This window comes from Vermiculatibacterium agrestimuris, from assembly GCF_943193085.1.
In the GTDB taxonomy this organism is placed as follows: Bacteria; Bacillota; Clostridia; order Oscillospirales; family Oscillospiraceae; genus Vermiculatibacterium; species Vermiculatibacterium agrestimuris.
The window spans coordinates 47,474-68,397 of the sequence record NZ_CALPCU010000008.1 but is presented as its reverse complement, the minus strand read 5'-3'; the positions used below and the strand labels follow the sequence as shown (position 1 = coordinate 68,397).

23 protein-coding genes and 1 pseudogene are annotated in these 20,924 nt (G+C 59.3%); 21 read left to right on the top strand and 3 right to left on the bottom strand.

Annotated features, from left to right (window positions below; genetic code table 11):
- Positions 1–76 precede the first annotated feature (76 nt).
- Positions 77–1,261 carry an FtsW/RodA/SpoVE family cell cycle protein gene (locus tag NFR87_RS04250; protein ID WP_251446857.1) on the bottom strand — a complete coding sequence of 395 codons (1,185 nt, stop codon included), beginning with the start codon at positions 1,259–1,261 and terminating at the stop codon, positions 77–79.
- A 110-nt stretch (positions 1,262–1,371) separates the two neighbouring features.
- On the opposite strand from NFR87_RS04250, the gene tsaE reads away from it, so the two are divergent.
- The 12 genes and pseudogenes from tsaE to NFR87_RS04190 all read left to right on the top strand — a co-directional run bounded on the left by tsaE (position 1,372) and on the right by NFR87_RS04190 (position 12,091).
- Positions 1,372–1,860: a tRNA (adenosine(37)-N6)-threonylcarbamoyltransferase complex ATPase subunit type 1 TsaE gene (tsaE, locus tag NFR87_RS04245; RefSeq protein ID WP_251446855.1), complete on the top strand. Its 489-nt coding sequence runs from the start codon at positions 1,372–1,374 to the stop codon at positions 1,858–1,860.
- A 2-nt stretch (positions 1,861–1,862) separates the two neighbouring features.
- Positions 1,863–2,585, top strand: a complete 723-nt coding sequence (gene tsaB, locus NFR87_RS04240) for a tRNA (adenosine(37)-N6)-threonylcarbamoyltransferase complex dimerization subunit type 1 TsaB (RefSeq protein ID WP_251446853.1) — start codon at positions 1,863–1,865, stop codon at positions 2,583–2,585.
- A gap of 5 nt (positions 2,586–2,590) precedes the next feature.
- Positions 2,591–3,232 carry a uracil phosphoribosyltransferase gene (upp, locus tag NFR87_RS04235; RefSeq protein ID WP_251446850.1) on the top strand — a complete coding sequence of 214 codons (642 nt, stop codon included), beginning with the start codon at positions 2,591–2,593 and terminating at the stop codon, positions 3,230–3,232.
- Between the two features lie 30 nt (positions 3,233–3,262).
- Positions 3,263–4,423, top strand: a pseudogene (locus NFR87_RS04230) (phosphohexomutase domain-containing protein); the annotation flags it as partial.
- 300 nt (positions 4,424–4,723) lie between these two features.
- Positions 4,724–5,614, top strand: coding sequence for a transketolase (locus tag NFR87_RS04225; protein ID WP_277613127.1), 891 nt, complete (start codon positions 4,724–4,726; stop codon positions 5,612–5,614).
- 1 nt (position 5,615) lies between these two features.
- Positions 5,616–6,566: a transketolase family protein gene (locus NFR87_RS04220; protein WP_251446847.1), complete on the top strand. Its 951-nt coding sequence runs from the start codon at positions 5,616–5,618 to the stop codon at positions 6,564–6,566.
- 5 nt (positions 6,567–6,571) lie between these two features.
- A complete protein-coding gene (locus tag NFR87_RS04215) occupies positions 6,572–7,393 on the top strand; it encodes an HAD family hydrolase (RefSeq protein WP_251446844.1) in 822 nt (273 codons plus the stop codon).
- Positions 7,394–7,438: 45 nt separating this feature from the next.
- Positions 7,439–8,332 (top strand): LysR family transcriptional regulator, encoded by an 894-nt coding sequence (locus NFR87_RS04210; protein WP_251446840.1) that lies wholly within the window; start codon positions 7,439–7,441, stop codon positions 8,330–8,332.
- Positions 8,333–8,515: 183 nt separating this feature from the next.
- The gene (locus NFR87_RS04205) at positions 8,516–9,703 is read left to right on the top strand and encodes a M20 metallopeptidase family protein (RefSeq protein WP_338147033.1); all 1,188 of its coding nucleotides are present in this window, start codon (positions 8,516–8,518) and stop codon (positions 9,701–9,703) included.
- A gap of 75 nt (positions 9,704–9,778) precedes the next feature.
- Entirely contained in the window at positions 9,779–10,894 is a 1,116-nt protein-coding gene (locus tag NFR87_RS04200) for a hypothetical protein (protein ID WP_251446833.1), read from the top strand.
- A gap of 85 nt (positions 10,895–10,979) precedes the next feature.
- On the top strand, positions 10,980–11,684 hold the full coding sequence (locus tag NFR87_RS04195) for a YoaK family protein (protein WP_251446830.1): 705 nt from the start codon (positions 10,980–10,982) through the stop codon (positions 11,682–11,684).
- A complete protein-coding gene (locus tag NFR87_RS04190; protein ID WP_251446827.1) occupies positions 11,681–12,091 on the top strand; it encodes a hypothetical protein in 411 nt (136 codons plus the stop codon). Before NFR87_RS04195 ends, NFR87_RS04190 begins: the two co-directional genes overlap by 4 nt.
- A 78-nt stretch (positions 12,092–12,169) precedes the next feature.
- On the opposite strand, the gene nth is transcribed toward NFR87_RS04190, so the two are convergent.
- Positions 12,170–12,808: an endonuclease III gene (gene nth / locus NFR87_RS04185; protein WP_251446824.1), complete on the bottom strand. Its 639-nt coding sequence runs from the start codon at positions 12,806–12,808 to the stop codon at positions 12,170–12,172.
- Between the two features lie 91 nt (positions 12,809–12,899).
- Here nth and NFR87_RS04180 point away from each other — a divergent pair, with 91 nt between their 5' ends.
- From NFR87_RS04180 to NFR87_RS04165, 4 genes are all read left to right on the top strand, one after another.
- Complete coding sequence (locus NFR87_RS04180; protein WP_277613125.1) at positions 12,900–14,144, top strand: serine hydroxymethyltransferase; 1,245 nt, start codon at positions 12,900–12,902, stop codon at positions 14,142–14,144.
- Positions 14,145–14,235: 91 nt separating this feature from the next.
- Positions 14,236–15,507, top strand: coding sequence for a replication-associated recombination protein A (locus tag NFR87_RS04175; RefSeq protein WP_251446821.1), 1,272 nt, complete (start codon positions 14,236–14,238; stop codon positions 15,505–15,507).
- 45 nt (positions 15,508–15,552) lie between these two features.
- Positions 15,553–15,900 (top strand): DUF4234 domain-containing protein, encoded by a 348-nt coding sequence (locus NFR87_RS04170; protein ID WP_251446818.1) that lies wholly within the window; start codon positions 15,553–15,555, stop codon positions 15,898–15,900.
- Complete coding sequence (locus NFR87_RS04165) at positions 15,887–16,258, top strand: DUF2752 domain-containing protein (RefSeq protein WP_251446815.1); 372 nt, start codon at positions 15,887–15,889, stop codon at positions 16,256–16,258. The genes NFR87_RS04170 and NFR87_RS04165 overlap by 14 nt, the downstream gene beginning before the upstream one ends.
- Before the next feature lie 43 nt (positions 16,259–16,301).
- Here NFR87_RS04165 and NFR87_RS04160 read toward each other — a convergent pair whose 3' ends face one another.
- A complete protein-coding gene (locus NFR87_RS04160) occupies positions 16,302–17,240 on the bottom strand; it encodes a S1 RNA-binding domain-containing protein (RefSeq protein ID WP_338147032.1) in 939 nt (312 codons plus the stop codon).
- Between the two features lie 129 nt (positions 17,241–17,369).
- Here NFR87_RS04160 and NFR87_RS04155 point away from each other — a divergent pair, with 129 nt between their 5' ends.
- The 5 genes from NFR87_RS04155 to NFR87_RS04135 all read left to right on the top strand — a co-directional run bounded on the left by NFR87_RS04155 (position 17,370) and on the right by NFR87_RS04135 (position 20,924).
- A complete protein-coding gene (locus NFR87_RS04155) occupies positions 17,370–17,561 on the top strand; it encodes a DUF951 domain-containing protein (protein ID WP_251446809.1) in 192 nt (63 codons plus the stop codon).
- Positions 17,558–18,634, top strand: a complete 1,077-nt coding sequence (hisC, locus tag NFR87_RS04150; RefSeq protein ID WP_251446806.1) for a histidinol-phosphate transaminase — start codon at positions 17,558–17,560, stop codon at positions 18,632–18,634. Before NFR87_RS04155 ends, hisC begins: the two co-directional genes overlap by 4 nt.
- Positions 18,635–18,801: 167 nt before the next feature.
- On the top strand, positions 18,802–19,518 hold the full coding sequence (pyrH, locus tag NFR87_RS04145) for a UMP kinase (protein WP_251446803.1): 717 nt from the start codon (positions 18,802–18,804) through the stop codon (positions 19,516–19,518).
- A gap of 48 nt (positions 19,519–19,566) precedes the next feature.
- Positions 19,567–20,121 carry a ribosome recycling factor gene (gene frr, locus NFR87_RS04140; RefSeq protein ID WP_251446800.1) on the top strand — a complete coding sequence of 185 codons (555 nt, stop codon included), beginning with the start codon at positions 19,567–19,569 and terminating at the stop codon, positions 20,119–20,121.
- A gap of 62 nt (positions 20,122–20,183) precedes the next feature.
- A complete protein-coding gene (locus NFR87_RS04135; protein ID WP_277613124.1) occupies positions 20,184–20,924 on the top strand; it encodes an isoprenyl transferase in 741 nt (246 codons plus the stop codon).

Genomic DNA, 20,924 nt, shown 5'->3' with positions numbered 1-20,924 from the left:
ACCAAAATTGGGGTATTGGTAGTCTTCGCGAAATACAAGGAGGCTATTCCTGATTTGTTTGAAAAAGGTTTTGCGCTCAAAGCTGACTGCGGTCTCTCAGCCAGCTGGGCAGCGAGCGGGTCTTGATGGAGGACACCGCCCCCATGGCGGCGAACATGGTGATCAGAGAGGTGCCTCCCGCACTGACAAAGGGCAGGGTGATGCCCACCACCGGGAAAAGGTAGAGGCACATCCCCACATTGATACATACCTGGGCCGCCAGCATGCCCGCCATACCCGTTGCCATGAGGGCGGATTGATAGCTGCTGGCCTGCCGTGCCACCCACAGGCAGCGGATGATGATGGCCGCCAGCAGGGCCAGAAGCACCAGGCAGCCCACCAGCCCCAGCTCCTCGCCGCACACGGCGAAGATCTCGTCGTCCATCCGGGCGGGGAGGGAGGTGCGGTAGGGGCTCTGGGTCTGGATCCCCTTCAGATACCCCTGGCCCCAAAGTCCCCCGGAGCCGATGGCCATAATGGAACGGGTCTGCTGCCAGCCGGTGTCCATCGTCTGGTCATAGAGGGTGGCCTCGTTGCCGGTGAGGTGGTCGATGACGATGGAGATGCGCCGGAAGTGGACGTCGCTTGCCAGGTGGGGCCAGAGGATGACGGCGGCGACGGCGATAAGGGCAAAGGCCAGCACGAACCAGCGCAGTTTCACCCCCGCCGCCCAGGCCATAACTACGAAGATCAGGCAATAGATCAGGGCCATGCCAAAGTCCCCTGAAGCCACGGCGATGATACCGCACATGAAAAGAGTATGCCCTGCGGTGAGGAAGATAGAGGTGGGCTTGGAGATGCCCCGCTCCCGGAGCTTGCTGAACTGAAGGGCCAGCAGGAGGATGAAAAATACTTTTGAGATCTCCGCGGGCTGGATGGTGGTGGGGAAGTGGGGGATCTGGAGCCAGCTGCGGTTGCCGTTATACTCCACCCCCCAGGGGGTGAGCGTGGTGAGGATAAAGAGGAAGGAGAAGGGGAAGAGAAACTTCCACGCCCGCTGGGTAAAAAGCTCAAAGTCCACTGAGGACAGCAGGATGTAGATGACCACGCCCAGCAGGATGCCGACGACCTGGACGACGGCGCTGCGGCTGCTTTTGGTGTAGCGGGTGGCGGAGTAGACCAGCGCCACGCCGAAAAAGCTTAGGATCAGGCACAGAAACAGCAGAAGCTTATCGCCTCTTTCCCGGAATTCCCGCAGGGAATCGGTGAGCCAGGACAACACTGCCACCTCCTTTTGAAGAAATCTTTCCCGGATAGTATACCATTTCTTGACCGGTTATGCTATACTACAATATTAGAATTTAGAAAAACATCACAAAGGGGAGTGAAGGCGTGGAATACCATACCCACAGCGAGGGAGAGACCGAGGCGGTGGGAGAGGCGTTGGCCCGGACGCTGGAACCGGGGGCGGTCATCGCCTTCACCGGCGACCTGGGTGCGGGCAAGACCGCCTTCACCCGCGGTCTGGCCCGCGGCCTGGGACTTACCGGCCGGGTCACCAGCCCCACCTTCACCATTGTCAATGAGTACGAGGGGGGACGGCTGCCCCTGTTTCACTTCGACATGTACCGCCTGGAGTCCTCCGACGAGCTGTTTGACATCGGTTGGGAGGATTATCTCCGCCGGGGGGGCGTCTGCGCTGTGGAGTGGAGCGAGAAGGTCTCCGACGCGATGACCGGCGCCCTGCGGGTAGACATCCGCCGGGGAGAAGGGGACAGCGAGCGGGTCATTATCATACAAGGAAGCAGACAAGGGGACGGTTCTTCTCTCCCCTTGGGACAGCAAGAACCGTCCCCTTGTCTGCCGGGTAAGGAGGCGTAGCGATGAAGATCTTAGCCCTGGAATCCTCTGCTGTGGCCTGCTCAGTATGCCTTGCCGAGGATGACCGCCTCATTGCCCAGTCCTATGAGAACAGCGGCCTGACCCACTCCAAGACGCTTCTGCCCATGGCCCAGGAGCTGCTGAAAAACTGCGGGGCGGGGCTGGAGGACGTAGACGTCTTCGCCGTGGCTGCCGGCCCCGGTTCCTTTACCGGCCTTCGCATCGGGGTCTCCGCCTGCAAGGGCCTGGCCTGGGCGCTGGACAAGCCCTGCGCCGGGGTCTCCACCCTGGAGGCTATGGCCTGGGGCCTGGCCCTCTGGCCGGGAGAGCTTTGCTGCGTGATGGACGCCCGGAGAAGCCAGGTCTATAACGCCCGGTTTGTCTCCGATGGGGAGATCGTCGTCCGCTTGACCCCCGACCGGGCCATCTCTCTGGAGGAACTCTCGACGGAGCTGAGAGAGAGTACGCGGCCTGTCCTTCTGGTGGGGGACGGCGCGGCCCTGTGTTATGAGGCTTTGACACAGATGGGCCTGGAAGTCCGTATGCCGCCTCCCAACCTGCGCTTCCAGAGCGCCTGGGGCGTGGCCCGGGCCGCCCTGCGGCAGGCGCAGGCGGGGGAACTGACCACCGCCAATCAACTGACGCCCAACTACCACCGCCTCTCACAGGCTGAACGGGAGCGGTTGGAGCGAGAAAAATCAAACAATACGATGGAAGGGGAATGACAGCGATGTACGAAGGAAACAGCAAAGTCCATATCATGGATCACCCTCTGGTGGCCCATAAGCTGACCATCATGCGCAAGAAGGAGACCAGCGTCAAGGATTTCCGGGAGCTGGTGGGGGAGGTGGGCATGCTCATCACCTATGAGGCCACCCGTGACCTGCCCCTGACCACCAAGGAGATCGAGACCCCCATCTGTAAGACCATGCAGCCCGCTCTGGCGGGTAAGAAGATCGCCGTGGTGCCCATACTCCGGGCCGGCCTGGGCCTGGTGGACGGCGTTTTGAAGATGATCCCCTCCGCCCGTGTGGGACATATCGGCATGTTCCGGGACGAGGAGACGCTGGAGCCCCATGTCTATTTCTGCAAAATGCCCAAGGACATCGCTGACCGGGACATTATGATCGTGGATCCCATGCTGGCCACCGGCGGCAGTGCCTGTGCCGCCATCGAGGAGATGAAGAAGCGGGGCTGCAAGAACATCAAGCTCATGGTTCTGGTGGCGGCCCCCGCCGGTATCGACGCCGTTCAGGCCGCTCACCCCGACGTGGAGATCTACGCCGGCGCGGTGGATGAGAAGCTTAACGAAGTCGGTTACATCGTTCCCGGTCTGGGGGATGCGGGTGACCGTATCTTTGGCACGAAATAAACGTATTTTCCGGCAAAAGGAGGTCATTTTATGCCTGCCGACCTTCAAAAGCTCCAAAATGGGAGCGACGTCCGGGGTGTGGCCATGGCGATCCCCGGCGGGGGCGCGGTGACCCTCACCGAAGCCGCCTGTGAGCGCATCGCCGCCGCTTTTGTGATAGGGCTGGCGGAAAAGACGGGGAAGGCGCCCGCCTCGCTCCGTATCGGTGTGGGCCATGACTCCCGGCTGACGGCCCAGAGGCTGAAAGCCGCCGCCCTTCGGGGGATCGAAGGCCAGGGAGCCAGGGCCTTTGACTGCGGCCTTGCCTCCACCCCCGCCATGTTCATGGGCACGGTCTTTCCTGAGACGGCCCTGGACGGCTCTGTCATGCTCACCGCCAGCCACCTGCCCATGGAGCGAAACGGCATGAAGTTCTTTACGCGGCAGGGTGGGTTTGATAGGGACGACGTCAGGGCGCTTCTGACCCTGGCCGAGGCGCTACCCACAGAATCAGGCGGCGCCAGTACAGCGGAAAAGCTGGCGCTGATGAACCGCTACTGTGCCCACCTTCGGGACAAGATCGTCGCCGGGGCGGGAAAGGGAGCGCGGCCCCTATCCGGGCTCCATATCGTAGTGGATACAGGCAACGGCGCGGGGGGGTTCTTTGTCCGGGAGGTGTTGGAGCCCCTGGGCTGTGACTGCTCTGGAAGCCAGTTTTTGGAGCCGGACGGCCATTTCCCCAACCACATCCCCAACCCGGAGGACGCCGCCGCCATGGCCGCCATCCAAAGGGCGGTGCTGGACAGCGGCGCGCACCTGGGTCTTATCTTTGACACCGATGTGGATCGGATGTCCGCCGTCCTCCCAGACGGCACAGAGGTGAACCGGGACGCCATCATCGCCCTGGCCGCCGCCATTCTGGCGCCCGACCACCCGGGCGGTACCATTGTCACCGACTCTGTCACCTCCGACCGGCTCACCGCCTTTTTGGAGGGAGAGTTGGGCCTTGTCCACCGCCGGTTCAAGCGGGGCTATAAGAATGTCATCAATGAGATGCTCCGCCTGGAAGGGGAGGGAGTGGACTGCCCCCTGGCCATGGAGACCTCCGGCCATGGGGCGCTGATGGAAAACTATGCGCTGGACGACGGGGCCTACCTGGCGGTAAAGCTGGTGGTGGCGCTGACCCGGCGGGGGAGCCTGTCCGCCCTTCTGGAAAAGCTCCCGCCGGGAGTGGAGGAGACGGAACGCCGCATCCCCGTGGCGGGGGAGGATTTCAAGGAGAAGGGCGGGCTCGCCCTGGAGACCTTCCGCCAGAGGGCGCAGGCGCGGGGGATCGTGCTTGCCCCTACCTGCGAGGGCGTCCGCCTCACTCTGCCCCAGGGCTGGATGCTCCTGCGGCAGTCCCTCCACGACCCCCTTTTGCCCCTGAACGCGGAAGGGAACGCCCCCGGCGGCTGTCAGGCGCTTCTGGCCATAGCGAAGGAACTGCTCCAGGGCCTCCCAGGCTTGGATCTGTCCGTTTTAGACGAATACGATAGGAAAGGTGATCTTATGGACGCAAAAGAACTCCATTCTCTGACCCTGACGGCGGCGAAAGTCCGCTCTCTGGCGCTGGATGCGGTGTATACCGCCGCCTCGGGCCACATCGGCGGCTCGTTGTCGGTGGCGGACATCCTCACTGTCCTCTATTTCCACACGATGAAGGTGGACGCGGCCGATCCCAAGGCGCCCGGCCGTGACCGGCTGGTGCTCTCCAAGGGCCACACCAGCCCCGCCCTCTATGCCGCCCTGGCGCTGAAGGGCTTCTTCCCCCAGGAAGACCTGAAGCTCTTCCGCTCGATCAAGGGCCACCTCTCCGGCCACCCGGACATGGTTCACGTCAAGGGCGTGGATATGTCCACCGGCTCTCTCGGCCAGGGGATCTCCGCCGCCGTGGGTATGGCCTTGGCGGGGAAGATGGACAAGGCCGACTACCGGGTCTACGCTGTTCTGGGCGACGGCGAGCTGGAGGAGGGACAGGTGTGGGAGGCCCTTATGGCAGCCTACAAGTTCCGGCTGGACAATCTCTGCGCCATCGTGGACATCAATGGCCTCCAGATCGATGGCTCCACTGAGGACGTGATGCCCACCGAGCCCTTGGATAAAAAATTTGAGTCCTTCAACTGGAACGTGATCAAGGTGGATGGCCACGATATCGGAGCTGTGGCCGCCGCCCTGGACAAGGCCGCCACGGTGAAGGATATGCCCACTGTCATCCTGGCCAAGACGGTAAAGGGCAAGGGGATCTCCTTCATGGAGAACAACGCCGGCTGGCACGGGAAGGCCCCCAATGCGGAACAGTATGAAGTGGCGCACGCTGAGCTGGCCGCGCTGATCGAGAAGCTGGAAAGGGAGGGGAAGTAACATGGGAGAGAAGATCGCAACAAGAGCCGCCTACGGCAAGGCCCTGGTGGCCCTTGCGGAGGAATATCCCGACCTGGTGGTGCTGGACGCCGACCTGTCCACCGCCACCATGACCAACGGGTTTGGCAAAGCCTATCCCGAGCGGTTTTTCGATGTGGGCATTGCGGAATGTGATATGGTGGGCATCGCCGCGGGCCTGGCTGCCTGCGGCAAGAAGCCCTTTGCCAACTCCTTCGCCATGTTCATCGCCGGCCGGGCCTTTGAGCAGGTGCGCAACAGCGTGGCTTACCCCCATCTGAATGTGAAGATCGTGGGTTCCCACGGCGGCCTGTCTGTGGGCGAGGACGGCGCCACCCACCAGTGCTGTGAGGATTTTGCCACCATGCGCAGCCTTCCCGGTATGGTGGTATGCTGCCCCTGCGACGGGGCAGAGATGACCGCCGCCGTCAAAGCGCTGCTGGACTACGACGGCCCCGCCTACCTCCGGCTGGGCCGGCTGGCGGTGGATACCGTCACCGACACTATCCCCGGTTACAGGTTCGAGCTGGGCAAGGGCGTCACGCTCCGGGAGGGCAGTGATGTGACCGTCATTGCCGTGGGACTTATGGTGCAGAAGGCTCTGGCCGCCGCCGAGCTGCTCGGCGCCGAGGGCGTCAGCGTCCGGGTTATTGATATGCACACCGTGAAGCCTCTGGACACTGAGCTGGTGATCAAAGCGGCCCAAGAGACAGGCTGCATCGTCACCACCGAGGAGCACAATATCGTCGGCGGCCTGGGCGAGGCGGTCTGCGCCTGCGTCAGTGAGCGCTGCCCAGTGCCTGTACTGCGTCACGGTGTGGCGGACGCCTTCGGCCGCTCCGGCAAGGCCGAGCAGGTGCTGGAGCACTACGGCCTTACCGCGGAGGGCATTGCGGAGAAAGTCCGTCAGGCCCTGAAACTGAAAAAGGGGTAATTGATTTGTCCATCAAACTCATCGCCATGGATATGGATGGCACCCTTCTGGACGCCGACCACGTCACGGTTCCGGCCCGGAATGTGGCCGCCCTCCGGGCCGCCGCCGACAGGGGTGTGAAGCTGGCTTTGGCCAGCGGCCGCACCTGGAGCCTTCTCACCGGGGCGGCGGAGCAGCTGGGGGTGCTGGACTACGCCCTGGTGGCCAACGGCGCCGCTGTTCGGGATATAGCCGCCGGGAAGAGCATCTATCAGCGACCTATGCCCAACGCCCAGGCGCTGAAGATCATCGACTTTCTCCACGCCGAGAATATCCCCTTCGAGGTCTACTGCGACGGGCAGAACTATGTTCGGGCCGGAGATAAGCTTTTGGTGCGGGAGAACAACATCAGTTCCTATACTGCGTTTTTTGAGAGCAGAACATGCTTTCCCGAAGCTCTGGCTCCGGCTCTGGCCGGCCGGGACGTGGAGAAATTCAACCTCTTCTATGTAGCCCGGGAAAAGCGGGAGCGGGTAGAGGCGTGGGTGAAGGCTACCGGCCCGGTGGAGATCTCCAACGGTTTTGAGCTGAATATGGAATTTGCCGCCGGAGGGGTGAGTAAGGGCGCCGCCCTCCAGGCTCTGGCTGCCCATTTAGGCCTGGGAGCGGAGGAGATCATGGCCTTCGGCGATGCGGGCAACGACCTGGAGATGCTCTCCTGGGCGGGCTATTCCTTCGCCATGGAAAACGGTACGGAGGAGGCCAGGGCCGCCGCCCGGTATCTGGCGCCCGCCAACGTGGACGCGGGGGTGGGACAGATGGTAGAGCGATATGTGCTGAACTTATAGCGGACGTACTGACAAGCAGGCAAACGTGCGGGGGGGGGGAAATGGATGGATCTTCAACAGCTGGTGTACTTTTCCAAAGTGGCGGAGTTCCAAAATATTTCCAAGGCGGCAGAGGTGCTCTATGTTACACAGCCTGCGTTGACCAGAGCGATCAAAAAGCTGGAAGAGGAATTGGATTGTCCGTTATTCCAGCGAAGGGGAAAGGCCCTTGTCCTGACAGAAAACGGGAAATTGCTCCAGCAGCGCGCGCAAGAGTTGATGCAGATGATGCGCAATGTGAAAAACGAGGTGGGAGCACTCAACTCCAATAAGCGGCAAATCGTAACGGTTCAGCTTCGCTGTATTTTTGGCCTTTTTATGGACGTGCTGGGGCGCTTTATGAAGGAAAATCCTGATATTGAATTTCGTGTGCTCCAGGATGATGACAGCGGGATCAATTTTGGTGATTATGACCTGCTTTTGTTTCCCACTTCAAATCCGGTCCAGTCCAGATCCAGAGAGATCCTTTTGAAGGAAGAGGTATTTATTGCCATGTCTGATGCCGATCCCCTGGCGCAAAAAGCGGAGTTGAAGGTGGAGGATCTGCAGGGACATCCCTATGTGAGTATCGGCGAAAAGCGTATGTTTTACCAAACGACCAGCACGCACCGAAAGCAATTGAGATTTCCCGTAGAAATCACAGCGTACTGTGATGGGATGACTGCCGTGCGAAATCTGGTTCGCGATTGGGGATATGTTTCCCAGATGCCGCAGTACACTTGGTCAAAAACAGACCTGAGCGGGATCACGCTTCGTCCTCTTTCCGATGCAAGACTATACCGTTATGTGTGCATGACGTGGAACGGCGATACGCATATGAATCAAGCGACAAAACAGTTTAAAAACTATTTGTATCAATATCTGGCTGAAAGAGAGCTTTTATACCGGCATAAGCTATGAAAAGATGATAGAAAGCAAGGTGCGTATCCATACGGATGCGCACCTTGTTTTTTGTTTATAAGTTATAAAATAGAGGCATTTTCTTTTGCGTGATTTATGCGTTATGATATAGACATGTCAAAACAGTGCGCGCTGTTGGTAAGGGCAAATACGTGAACGACACTGTTCAGAAGGAGAAAGACCATGAGAGAATTGGTGGACAAGTTGACGCTGCCAATGGAAAGCGAAATGATCACATATCGCCGATATATTCATGAGCATCCGGAATTGTCCTTTCAGGAAACAAACACCGCGGCATTTATCCGTCAAAAGCTGGAGGAGTTTAAGATCCCGCTTATGGGGGGGATCAGAGGCAATTCAACGGTGGGAGTGCTCCGGGGAGAAAAGTCCGGCCTCTGCATTGCCTTCCGCGCGGATATCGACGCATTGCCCATCCAGGAGAACAACGACCTGCGGTTTTGCTCCAAAACGCCTAAGGTGATGCATGCCTGTGGTCACGACGCGCACACCGCTATTTTATTGACGCTTGCCAGAATATTCTCTGAAAACCGGGAGCTGATCCGGGGTGAGATCCGCTTTGTCTTTGAGCAGGCGGAGGAGGGGCTTCCGGGCGGCGCCCGCATGCTGATGGAGGATGGCGCGCTGGATGGTGTGGATCATGTATTTGCCCTGCATATCAGAACTAATATGGATGTGGGACAGGTGAATATACAGCCTGGGGCACGCTCTGCCGCAATTGGCTCTTATGAGCTCACCATCACCGGGCGGGGCGGTCACAGTGGGTTTCCTCACCGTGCGGTAGATCCCGTGACTGTTGCGGCGGACGTGGTTTCGGCGATCTATCGGATCGTCCCACAAAGGACCAATCCACAAATTGCCTCGACGCTGACCGTGGGCTATATCCATTCCGACAATCAGCAGTCGCCCAATGTCATATGCCGCACAGTCACACTCGGCGGAAGCTATCGTACCACAGACAATACGTTGGTCGAGGAGCTTTTGAGCTGGGTGAAGAAGTCTGCCCAGTACATCTGCGAGGCAAATGAATGTGAAGTGACGATGGAGACCGTCATTGGGTACCCGGCGGTCATCAATCGGGGGGAGGATTACAAATTTGCCCTTCAAGCAGCGGAGAAGCTGGGCTTTGAGAACATTGAATCCCAGGATATCATGGGCGGAGAAGATTTTTCCTATATTTTGGAGGAGTATCCCGGCGCCTATTTTACCATCGGGACCCGGGAGAAGGACGATCCCCGCACCGGTGGGGCCCGCCACAGCTGCGATATGGTTCTTGGTGAGCGGGGGATGCTGGTGGGGCTGAAAATGCTGCTGGGAACATATTTGGAAGCGACAGATAACGCGGCTCAATAGAGAAAGAGGGAGGAAAATAAAATGTCAATGTTTCAGGCTTTGATGATCGTGCTTCTGGTTTTTGCGGTAGGCGACATGATTGGCACGATAACCAAGGCGAAGATCTCGTCCATGTTTGTTATCATGGTGGGCTTCCTGGTGCTGTTTTTGACCAAGATCCTGCCCTCGGACATTATCAATACTGCCGGGCTTACCAGTATGTGTACCATTTCGATCCAGTTCCTGCTGTTCAATATGGGCACCACCGTAGACCTGGGACAACTGAAGCGGGAGTGGCGTACCGTTGTCGCATCCTGCCTGAGTATGCTGATTGCCGTGGTGGCCTGTATAGCGGTCATCCCCATCATCAGCAAGGAGGCGGCTATGGTTTCCGCCCCTGTACTTACAGGCGGTATTGCCGCGCTGACGATCGTTCAAGATGCGGCCAATGCGAATGGATTTACTGAGGCCGCCGCTCTGGCTGCCTTCGTATTTGCCGTGCAGAAGTTTTTCGGCACACTTCCCGCCTCCCGCTGCGGTCTGCGCTATGCCAACAGAGTGGTGGAGGCTATGAGAAATGATCAGCTTGCCGCCAAGGTTGTGAGCGGGGCGCAGGATAAAGACCGCAAGCCCGCCTTTTATGAAAAGCATGCAAAGTACTACACGGTCTTTGTCTGTCTTGCCATTGGAGCGGTGGCCGCCTACATTGCGACTGCGCTGGGCTCTTTGACCGGTATCAGCGCTACGATCTGGAGCATGGTGCTGGGGATCGCCGCCAGAGCCTTTGGCCTGGTTCCGCCCAATTTCCAGAAGACAAAGGGAAATGCCCATGGCGTATTCAGCTGGCTGGCGCTGGCCTCTGTGATCCCCTCTCTGGGTAAAGTTGATATCTCTGTGGTCCCCACCATCGGGTTCCGGGTGCTGGTCATTTTCGCGGTGGCGATGCTCGCCATCTTTGTGGTCTTCAAATTTACCCCCGCATGGCGGATCCTGGGAGATAAGGATCTCTCCATTGGCGTGGCAATGTGCCAAATGATCGGCTATCCTGGTACTCAGCTTGTGGTGGACGAGATCGCTAAAGCAGTAGCACAGAATGATGAAGAGTATAATGCCATTGAGAGCAGACTGGCAACCGCTTATGTCATTTCCGGCTTTGCATCTGTAACACTGCTGTCCGTGTTTATTGCAGGCCTTATGGTCAAATTCCTGTAAAATAAATATATACTGTGAGAAAATGGCTGCCCGCCAGTGAGGAGCGGCGCAGTCATTTTCTTGTATGAGATAATGGAGGGATAGGATGAAACAGATGTATAGCCCTATGGCGGAACGCACCCTGTTTTTGGCCGGCATTACTTTTTTGGGCGGCTTCCTAGACTCGTATACATACATGACCCGAGGCGGAGTCTTTGCCAACAATCACACTGGGAACGTGGCAAAATTGGGTATTTACCTTGCCCAAGGAAATCTTGATGGTGCATGGAATTGCCTTGTCCCGGTCATCGCCTGCGTTTTTGGGGCGGTTGCCAGCGAGTGGGTAAAAAATCATACGGGAAAAGAACATAGTTGGAGGATCCGGGCCCTGTTGGCAGAGACACTGGTTTTGCTGGCAATAGGCTATGTGCCTGCGTCTGTGCCGGACAGCTGGGTCAATACGACTTTGTCGTTTGTTACGGGATTTCAGCTGTGCTTATTCCGTGTCAGTCGATGGGGTGCGCACAATACCACGATCTGTACAGGAAATCTGCGGTCGGTAGGACAGTTCCTATACGGTGCGTGCCGGGAGCGAAGCCGTGAAAACTGGATCCGGGCGATAGGCTACACGCTATTGGTGTCCGCTTTTGTATTGGGGGCGGCGGTGGGCGCACAAGCCTGTTTGCGGGCAGGTTCCCGGGCGGTCTTGGCCGGTGGCCTGCTGAGTGCGGTTTTGACAGGAGCTTTGGCCGGAGAGCGCATACATGTTACAATTACCTGCTACCCTGCGGTAGTAGAGGAAGGACAGTGACGGCGTTGAGGGATAAAACTGAGCTTTGGCTGCTTTGTGAGCAAAAACATTTGCTTTCCTGGACGCAAAATTATATCTGCTTACTGACACATGACGCTTTGTATATGTGTAAAAAGAGCAGAAAAATCAAACTGCGTTGGGAAAATCGGCAGGCAATTTTGAGTTTGGATCGGAAAACGTTTATGGAAGATCCCAGACTGAGAGTTTATCGGCGGGAAGATGTGGAGGAATATAGTTTCTTTGTTTCTTATAATGAACGGGAACCGGATATAACGCCCATAGATGAAGCGGAAAAATATGCGACGATCTCATTCCGGGATAAAGCGTCTGGGAAAAAGATTACGCTGCGCTGCGCGTGTGAGATACAAGAGATGGAGCGAGCAGCAAACCGGATTTTTGCCGAGTGATCAGGCCATAGCTTTTTCCTTTGGCCCGGCAATAAAAAGTCAAGGGGGACGGAGCGCGAGGCTTCCGTCCCCCTATAGTTATTTCTTGCTGAAGGTATCGCACCATGGCCGCAGGACACACTTTTCACAGTAGGGTACCCGGGCCGTACACACGGCCCGGCCGTGGAGCACCAGCCGGTGGCAGAAATCATTGGATTCCTCACCGGGAAGCACCTTGCGCAGCTGCTGCTCCACCTTGCCCGGATCCTTGGTGCCATCGGTGAGGCCCAGCCGCCCGGATATGCGGATGCAGTGGGTGTCGGCGATGACCACCCCGGGGGTGTTGTATACGTCCCCTAAAATGAGGTTGGCCGTCTTCCGCCCCACGCCGGGCAGCTTCAAAAGCTCCTCCATGGTGTCGGGAACCCGTCCGCCATAGTCCCGCAGGAGCATTTGCGCCGAACCCACAATGTCCTTGGCCTTGGCCCGGAAGAACCCGCAGGAGTGGATCAGCTCCTCCACCTCCCGCACCTCTGCGTCAGCGAAGCTTTCCAAAGTGGGGAAGCGGGCAAAGAGGGCGGGGGTGACCTGGTTGACCCGCTCATCGGTGCACTGGGCGGACAGCCGCACCGAGAACAAAAGCTCGTAGGGCTTGGGATATTGAAGGGAGCAGATGCCCTCCGGATACTCCTTTTTTAATGCCTCGACAATAAGGGCGGCGCGTTCTTTTTTTCTCATGACCTGATCTCCCCTTGAAAAATCGGTGAAAATATTGTATCATAGAAAATCGAAAAATGCGACAGGAAAATACCACAAGGGGGAAAGAATTATGCTGAAAGAGATGATGGACTACATCGCCGCCCGGGATCCCGAGCTTGGAGAGGCTGTAAAGGCTGAGTACGCCCGACAGCAGCGCAACATCGAGCTGATTGCCTCGGAGAACTTCACCAGTCCGGCGGTGATGCTGGCCCAGGGCAGCGTGCTGACCAATAAGTACGCCGAGGGCTATCCCGGCAAGCGCTACTATGGCGGCTGCCAGTGTGTGGACGTGGCGGAGGAGCTGGCCCGAACCCGGGCGAAGGCGCTTTTCGGCGCCGATCATGCAAATGTCCAGCCCCACTCCGGAGCCCAGGCCAACTACGCCGTCTACGCCGCCCTGTGTACCCCCGGTGATACGGTGCTGGGCATGGATCTCAGCAATGGCGGCCACCTGACCCACGGCTCCCCCGTAAACTTCTCCGGCAAGAACTACCGCATGGTCTTCTACGGCGTGGGAGAGGACGGCCGCATCGACTACGACAAGGTTCGCCAGATCGCCAAAAAGGAAAAGCCTAAAATGATCATCGCCGGGGCCTCCGCCTATCCCCGGATCATCGACTTCAAGACCTTTGCCGACATCGCCCACGAGGTGGGGGCGTATCTCTTTGTGGATATGGCCCATATCGCCGGTTTGGTGGCGGCGGGGCTCCATCCGAATCCCGTGCCCTACGCCGATGTGGTCTCCACCACCACCCACAAGACCCTTCGGGGGCCCCGGGGCGGTATGATCCTCTGCAAGGAGGAGCACGCCAAGAAGATCGACTCCGCCATCTTCCCCGGCAGCCAGGGCGGCCCGCTGGAGCACGTCATCGCCGCCAAGGCCGTCGCCCTCGGGGAGGCGCTGAAGCCGGAGTTCAAGACCTACCAGGAGCAGATCGTGAAAAACGCCTCCGCCCTGGCCAACGCCCTGCTCTCTGAGGGATTCGACCTGGTTTCCGGGGGCACGGACAACCACCTGATGCTGCTGGATCTGCGGCGCATGGGACTCACCGGTAAGGAGCTGGAGCGGCGGCTGGATGAAGTGCATATCACCGCCAACAAAAACGCCGTTCCCAACGACCCGGAGAAGCCCTTTGTCACCAGCGGCGTGCGCCTGGGTACGCCCGCCGTCACCAGCCGAGGCTTTCAGGAGCCGGAGATGGCGGTCATTGCCCAGTGCATTGCCCTGGCCGCCAAGGACTTTGACGCCAAGGCCGACGAGATCCGCTCCATGGTGGCCGCCCTCACCGCCAAGTACCCTCTTTACGAGGGCTGAGCGGGGAAAAACCACCTTTACAATCTATCGAACGTATGTTAGAATGGGGAGGAAATTTTCCTCCCCATTCTTGCCTTTGGAGGTGAAAGCCATGGCATACCGCCCCTTAGCGGACGAAATACGCCCTGAAACGTTGGATGAAGTGGTAGGCCAGAAGCATATCCTGGGGCAGGGAGGTCTTCTCCGGCGGATCATCGAGACCGGAGATATCCCCAACCTCATCTTCTACGGCCCCTCCGGTACGGGGAAGACCACGGTAGCCAACATCATCGCCAAACGCACCAACCGGGCCCTGCGGCGGCTCAACGCCACCACTGCGTCCCTGTCTGATGTGAAGGAGATCATCGGCCAGGTGGGCACTCTTCTGGCCCCTGAGGGGGTGCTGCTGTACCTGGATGAGATCCAGTACTTCAATAAAAAACAGCAGCAATCTCTTCTGGAGGTCATTGAACGGGGAGATGTGACCCTGATCGCCTCCACCACGGAAAATCCGTACTTCTACGTCTACAATGCCGTCCTATCCCGTTCCAGTGTTTTTGAGTTCAAGCCCCTCACCGCCGACGATTTGAAGCCCGCTGTGGAGCGGGGCTTTCGCCTGATGTCGGAGCGGCTGGGCGCCAAGGCCAAGCTGGAGGAGGGGGTGATAGACCACCTGGCGGTGGCCTGCGGCGGAGATTGCCGCAAAGCCATGAACGCCGTGGAGCTGCTGATGAACTCCGCGCCCAGGAAGGGAAAGACCCTCACCGTCACCTTGCCCGACGCTCAGACGGTGGCCCAGCGCTCCGCCATGCGTTACGACAGGGAGGGGGACGACCACTACGATATCGCCTCCGCCCTTATGAAGTCTCTTCGGGGTTCCGACCCGGACGCCGCCCTCCATTACCTGGCCCGGCTTTTGGAGGCGGGGGATATGATCACCGCCATCCGGCGGCTGCTCTGCTCAGCCAGCGAGGATGTGGGCATGGCCTACCCCCAGGCGGTGGCTATCGTGAAGGCCTGTGTGGACAGCGCGCTGCAGCTGGGCCTTCCCGAGGCGCAGCTTCCCTTGGCCCAGGCCGCTATTTTACTGGCCACAGCGCCCAAGTCCAATTCGGTGGTGGAGGCCATCGGCGCCGCCCGGGCGGACGTGAAGGCGGGGAAGATCGGGGACTATCCCCGCCATCTGCAGAATGTCCACGCAGACTCGGCGGGGATGGAGCGGGAGCAGGGCTATCTCTACCCCCACAGCTTCCCCGGCCACTGGGTGGCCCAGCAGTACCTGCCGGATCAGCTTGTGGGGACGCGGTACTACTTCTATGGCGATAACAAGACGGAGCAGGCCGCCAAGCAGTATTGGGACAAGATCAAGGGGGAGGAAGGCTGAGTCAGGCCGCATCCCCGGAAGAAAAAAGCGAGAGGAGCGCGTCAAATGAAGCAGCAGAGAAGCGTTGGTATGTGTATCGTCCTGTCCATCATCACCTGCGGTATCTATGGTCTCTATTGGGTGTACTGCATCCACAATGATGTTCAGGAGGTCAGCGGCTATCCCATGGGCGTGGACGGAGGCATGGTCATCCTGCTGACGATCATTACCTGTGGGATCTATGGCCTATATTGGAACTATAAGATGGGCCAGATCCTGGATGAGGCCCGGGGCACTCCCGGCGGCACCCAGGGGATCCTCTACCTGGTGCTCGGCCTTTTCGGGCTGGACATCATCTCCCTTGCCCTTATGCAGAGCGAGCTGAACAAATTCCAGGGCTATGGCGGCCTCTGAGGCACGGCTGAGGCGCCTGCTGGCCTGGCTGACGGCGCTTCTGCTTTTGGGCCTGGGGTATGCCTGGGCAATGGCGCGCCTGGGGGTGGGACTGCCCTGCCCCTTTTACCGCTTGACAGGCTTGCTCTGCCCCGGCTGCGGGGTGTCCCGGCTGTGCATTGCCCTTCTCCGGGGAGACTGGGCCGGGGCTTGGGCGGCCAATCCCGCCCTCTGTCTGGCGTTGCCGCCGGTGGCCGTGCTGCTGGCCTGGCGGGGGATAGGCTATGTGAAGGGGAGAGGGCCCGCCCGTTGGGAGGATCGAGCCTGGCTGACCCTGGCCATCTTGCTGGTGATCTTCGGCGTAGTCCGCAATTTGTGAAAAAACAGGCCCGGAAGCGTTTGGATGCTTCCGGGCCTGTTTGTCATTGGAACACAGTCTCGCCGCCGGCTTTCAGGCATCCCGCCGGGGCGTACTGCCAGCGCTCCAGCCGCCCCTGGGTGATAAAATACCGGGGCGGCTCCGGGAGCGGTTTGTCGGGGAGAGGGTCGATGACTAGCAGCTTCAGCTTCATCCGCTCCGGCAGGATGGACTTGATGTAGACCGACACCCGGCCGCCCTCCCGCAGCCCCTCCTTACATTCCGCCAGGCCCGAGAGGTTGGCAGTCAGCTCCACAAAGGCGCCGTAATCCTTGATGCCCCGCACATATCCCGGCACTGTCATCCCCGGGCGGAACAGGGCGGCGTTTTCCTCCCAGGTGCCCAGCAGCTCTCGGTGGGTGAGGAGCACCCTGTGCTGGGCTTTGTCAACGCCCAGCACCGCGGCGTAGATCTCCTGGCCCAGGGTCAGCCGCTGATTTGCGTGGGCGATACGGGAGACGGAGAGCCGCTCTACTCCGATCATGGAGGGGACGCCGCACCCGATGTCCACGAAGGCGCCAAAGGGTTCCAGATGGGTCACTGTGGCGGGGACGACCAGCCCCGGCTCCCAGGCCTCCAAAACGTGCGCCATCGCCAGCTCCTGGGCCCGCCGCCGGGAGAGGAGGAGGCCGGGCTCCGCTTTGGAAGTCTCCACGGCCTGAACTGTAAAGGAAATCGCCTTCCCGACCTTGGATAAAATAGCGATATCACGGGTCGTGCCCTCAGCAATTCCTAGGGCCGCCTCTTCCCGTGGAATACGGCCTGTGAAGGGGCCGACCCTTACTAAAAGATCATGATTTTCGTCACTGAGAAGGGCGATCCCCTCCAGGATCGTCTCTTCCTCCATGGCCTGGCGCAGGCCCTGCAGCGTCCCGCAAAGAGCCTTGTTCTCCTCTGTCTCCAGCAGCCGGCCCTCCGGGAGAAATCGCCTCGTCAATTTCACCAAATCCTTTCCGCTGTTGCCCTGTAATTTTCTGGATGAGATATGATATGCAAAGGGACAAGAGGAATTGACAGGGAGAAAAAGGGCACCTATAATGAGGATAACTGAACAAAAAGGGGAGAAGCGGTCATGGACATCCGTGTGGGCGACCGACTGGAACTGAAAAAGCCCCATCCCTGTGGAAGCCGGGAATGGCAGGTGCTCCGCGTGGGTATGGATTTCAAGCTTCGCTGCGTCCAGTGCGGGCACGAGCTTATGATCCCCCGGGCCAAGGCGGAAAAGAACGTGAAGAAGATCATACGGACGGAGGCGGAAGGATGAAAGAATTGTGGAGTGAGCGCTGCCGGGGCCTGACCCCCTATATTCCCGGCGAGCAGCCCAAGGACGGCGGGCACTATATCAAGCTCAACACCAACGAGAATCCCTATCCCCCTTCGCCTATGGCGGTAAAGGCCATTCGGGAGGCTGCCGGCGACGGCTCTCTGCGCCTCTATCCCGACCCTGCCTGCACCCAGCTGCGCCGGGCCATTGCCCAGTCTTTGGACGTCAGGCCGGAGCAGGTCTTTGTGGGCAATGGTTCCGATGAGGTGCTCTCCCTGGCCTTCCCGGCCTTTTTCGATCCTGACCGCCCCATCCGCTTTGCCGATGTGACCTACTCCTTCTATCCCGTCTTCGCGGACTTCTACGGCATCCCCTATGAGGAGATCCCCCTGGACGAGAACTTCTCTCTCCCTGTGGAGCCCTTCCTGGCCCCCTGTGGCGGCGTCGTCCTGGCCAACCCCAACGCCCCCACGGGCCGGGAGCTGGATGAGACCGCCCTGCGCGCCATCATTGAAGCCCACAGTGACCGGGTGGTGCTGGTGGATGAGGCCTACATAGATTTTGGCGCCTACTCCGCCGTGAAGCTGGTCAGCCGCTATCCCAACCTGCTGGTGGTGCGTACCCTCTCCAAGGGCCGCTCGCTGGCCGGGCTCCGGGTGGGCTTCGCCATTGGCGGCGAGGGACTTATCGCCGCGCTCAATACGGTGAAGGATTCCTTCAATTCCTATCCCGTAGACCGGCTGGCCCAGGCCGGGGCCATCGGCGCGATAGAGGATGTGGCCTACTTTCAGTGCACCGCAAACAAGATCATCACCACCCGCGCGTATACTGCCAATGAACTGGAACGCATGGGCTTCCACGTATGCGATTCGGCGGCCAATTTCCTTTTTGTCAGCCATGACAAGGTGCCCGCCAAGAAGCTGCTGGACGGCCTTCGGGAGAGGGGGATCCTGGTGCGCTGGTGGAACAAGCCCCGAATTTCCAATTACCTTCGTATCACCATTGGCACCGATGAGGAGATGAAAACCCTCTGTGCCGTTTTGCGGGAGCTTTTGCGGGAAGACCTGTCATAAACCGGCGCCGATTCCATTCAAGTTCCCCGGAGCGCAGCGCTCCGGGGAATTTTTGCGTCTTCGGGAAAAAACATTTGTAAAAATTCTGCGTCTCCCCCTATGCAAAATTGGAAATCTATATTAAAATAGGAGCGATGAACCACACCATTATCAAAGGGGGCGCGGATATGGCAAAACCGGCATATCACAGAGTTCTGCTGAAGATCAGCGGGGAGGCCCTGGCAGGGGAAGTGGGCCGCGGGCTGGACTTCGACGTCATCGGCCGGGTCAGTCAGGTCATCAAAAAATGTATTGCCCAAGGCGTTCAGGTGGGCGTCGTGGTGGGCGGCGGCAACTTCTGGCGCGGCCTGAAGGACGGCGGCGACCGGATGGAGCGCACCCGGGCCGACCACATGGGTATGCTGGCCACCACCCTTAACTGCCTGGCCGTGGCCGATGTGCTGGAACAGAACGGCGTGGAGGTGCGGGTGCAGACCGCCATCGAGATGCGCTCCATTGCCGAGCCCTACATCCGCTCCCGGGCCATTCGGCACCTGGAGAAGGGGCGGGTGGTCATCTTTGGCTGCGGTACCGGCAATCCCTTCTTCTCCACAGATACCGCCGCAGTGCTTCGGGCGGCTGAGATCGACGCCGACGTGATCCTTCTGGCCAAGAACATCGACGGTGTTTACTCCGCCGATCCCAAGAAGGACGCCGCCGCGGTGAAGTTTGAGGCCATCACTTACGACGAGGTGCTCTCCAGGCACCTGCAGGTCATGGATTCTACTGCCACCAGCCTCTCTATGGACAACAAGATCCCCGTCCTTCTCTTCGCCCTGAAAGACCCGGAGAATATCTACCGGGCGGTGATGGGAGAAAAGATCGGCACTGTCATTCGGGAGTAAAAGCACCCATAAAGTACAATGATCGGATTAAGGAAAGGAAGGCTTATCATGCAGGAATTCAATCAGGAATATGACGCCAAAATGCAAAAGACCATGGATGTGGTCATGAGCGACTTCGCCTCCGTCCGGGCCGGCCGGGCCAACGCTGCCGTTCTGGACAAAATCGCCGTGGACTATTACGGCACGCCCACCCCCATCCAGCAGGTGGCCACTATCTCTTCCCCCGACCCCCGGAGCCTGATGATCCAGCCCTGGGATACGACGCTGCTGAAAGTCATTGAGAAGGCCATTCAGACCTCCGACTTGGGTATCAACCCTCAGAACGACGGCAAGGTCATCCGCCTTCTCTTCCCCCAGCTTACCGAGGAGCGCCGCAAGGAGCTGACCAAGCAGGTGAAGAAGTATGCGGAGAACGGCAAGGTTGCGGTGCGCAATATCCGCCGAGACGCCATGGATAAGCTGAAGGCGGAGGAGAAGAAGGGCGAGATGACCGAGGATGACCGGAAGCTCTGCGAAAAGGAGCTTCAGGAGCTGACCGACAAGTACTGCAAGCAGCTGGACGAGATGAGCGCCAAGAAGGAAAAGGAGCTCATGGCCGTTTAAGTTTTGGTTTCCCGCCGGCTCTCCGGCGGGAGATCCTTTGCCTTTGGAAGGGGGGCTTTGCCGTGCCTCTGTTCGGAAAAAAGACTGAGGCCAAGGTGGATTTCAGCCGCCTGCCCCGGCATATCGCCATCATCATGGACGGCAACGGCCGCTGGGCAAAGGCCCGCGGCCTGCCCCGGACGGCGGGCCACGCCGCCGGTGCGGAGACCTTTCGCACCATCGCCACCTATTGCCGGGACATCGGCATCGAGTACCTCACCGTCTACGCCTTTTCCACCGAGAACTGGAAACGTCCGGCGGAGGAGGTCTCTGCCATTATGGGCCTTTTGAAGAAATATCTTTTGGAGGCTGTCCGGGATATGGAGAAGGAGAAGGTGCGCTTTACCTTCTTTGGCGACCTGACCCAGCTGCCGGCGGAGCTGCGGGAGCTGTGTCGGACAGTGCAGCGCGACTCCGGCCGCTTTGAGGGCTGCCAGGTGAACATCTGCGTCAACTACGGTGGCCGGGACGAGCTTGTCCGGGCCGCGCGGGCCTTTGCCGCCGACTGCGCCGCAGGCCAGAAAAAGCCGGAGGAGTTGACACAGGAGGATTTCTCCCGGTATCTCTGGTCTTCCGGCCTTCCCGATCCGGAGCTGGTGATCCGCCCCGGCGGGGAGGAGCGCACATCCAACTTTCTTTTGTGGCAGTCGGCTTATTCCGAGTTCTATTTTACCGACGTGAACTGGCCCGATTTCAGCAAAGAGGAGCTTCGCAAGGCGCTGGCGGCCTATCAGGGCCGCTCCCGCCGTTTTGGAGGGATTTGA

Bases quoted from the DNA above. Each gene is read 5' to 3' on its own strand.
- tsaB (WP_251446853.1), top strand. From the start codon at position 1,863: ATGAAGATCTTAGCCCTGGAATCCTCTGCTGTGGCCTGCTCAGTATGC.
- upp (WP_251446850.1), top strand. From the start codon at position 2,591: ATGTACGAAGGAAACAGCAAAGTCCATATCATGGATCACCCTCTGGTG.
- NFR87_RS04220 (WP_251446847.1), top strand. From the start codon at position 5,616: ATGGGAGAGAAGATCGCAACAAGAGCCGCCTACGGCAAGGCCCTGGTG.
- NFR87_RS04210 (WP_251446840.1), top strand. From the start codon at position 7,439: ATGGATCTTCAACAGCTGGTGTACTTTTCCAAAGTGGCGGAGTTCCAA.
- NFR87_RS04205 (WP_338147033.1), top strand. From the start codon at position 8,516: ATGAGAGAATTGGTGGACAAGTTGACGCTGCCAATGGAAAGCGAAATG.
- NFR87_RS04200 (WP_251446833.1), top strand. From the start codon at position 9,779: ATGATTGGCACGATAACCAAGGCGAAGATCTCGTCCATGTTTGTTATC.
- NFR87_RS04195 (WP_251446830.1), top strand. From the start codon at position 10,980: ATGAAACAGATGTATAGCCCTATGGCGGAACGCACCCTGTTTTTGGCC.
- nth (WP_251446824.1), bottom strand. From the start codon at position 12,808: ATGAGAAAAAAAGAACGCGCCGCCCTTATTGTCGAGGCATTAAAAAAG.
- NFR87_RS04180 (WP_277613125.1), top strand. From the start codon at position 12,900: ATGCTGAAAGAGATGATGGACTACATCGCCGCCCGGGATCCCGAGCTT.
- NFR87_RS04175 (WP_251446821.1), top strand. From the start codon at position 14,236: ATGGCATACCGCCCCTTAGCGGACGAAATACGCCCTGAAACGTTGGAT.
- NFR87_RS04170 (WP_251446818.1), top strand. From the start codon at position 15,553: ATGAAGCAGCAGAGAAGCGTTGGTATGTGTATCGTCCTGTCCATCATC.
- NFR87_RS04165 (WP_251446815.1), top strand. From the start codon at position 15,887: ATGGCGGCCTCTGAGGCACGGCTGAGGCGCCTGCTGGCCTGGCTGACG.
- NFR87_RS04155 (WP_251446809.1), top strand. From the start codon at position 17,370: ATGGACATCCGTGTGGGCGACCGACTGGAACTGAAAAAGCCCCATCCC.
- hisC (WP_251446806.1), top strand. From the start codon at position 17,558: ATGAAAGAATTGTGGAGTGAGCGCTGCCGGGGCCTGACCCCCTATATT.
- pyrH (WP_251446803.1), top strand. From the start codon at position 18,802: ATGGCAAAACCGGCATATCACAGAGTTCTGCTGAAGATCAGCGGGGAG.
- frr (WP_251446800.1), top strand. From the start codon at position 19,567: ATGCAGGAATTCAATCAGGAATATGACGCCAAAATGCAAAAGACCATG.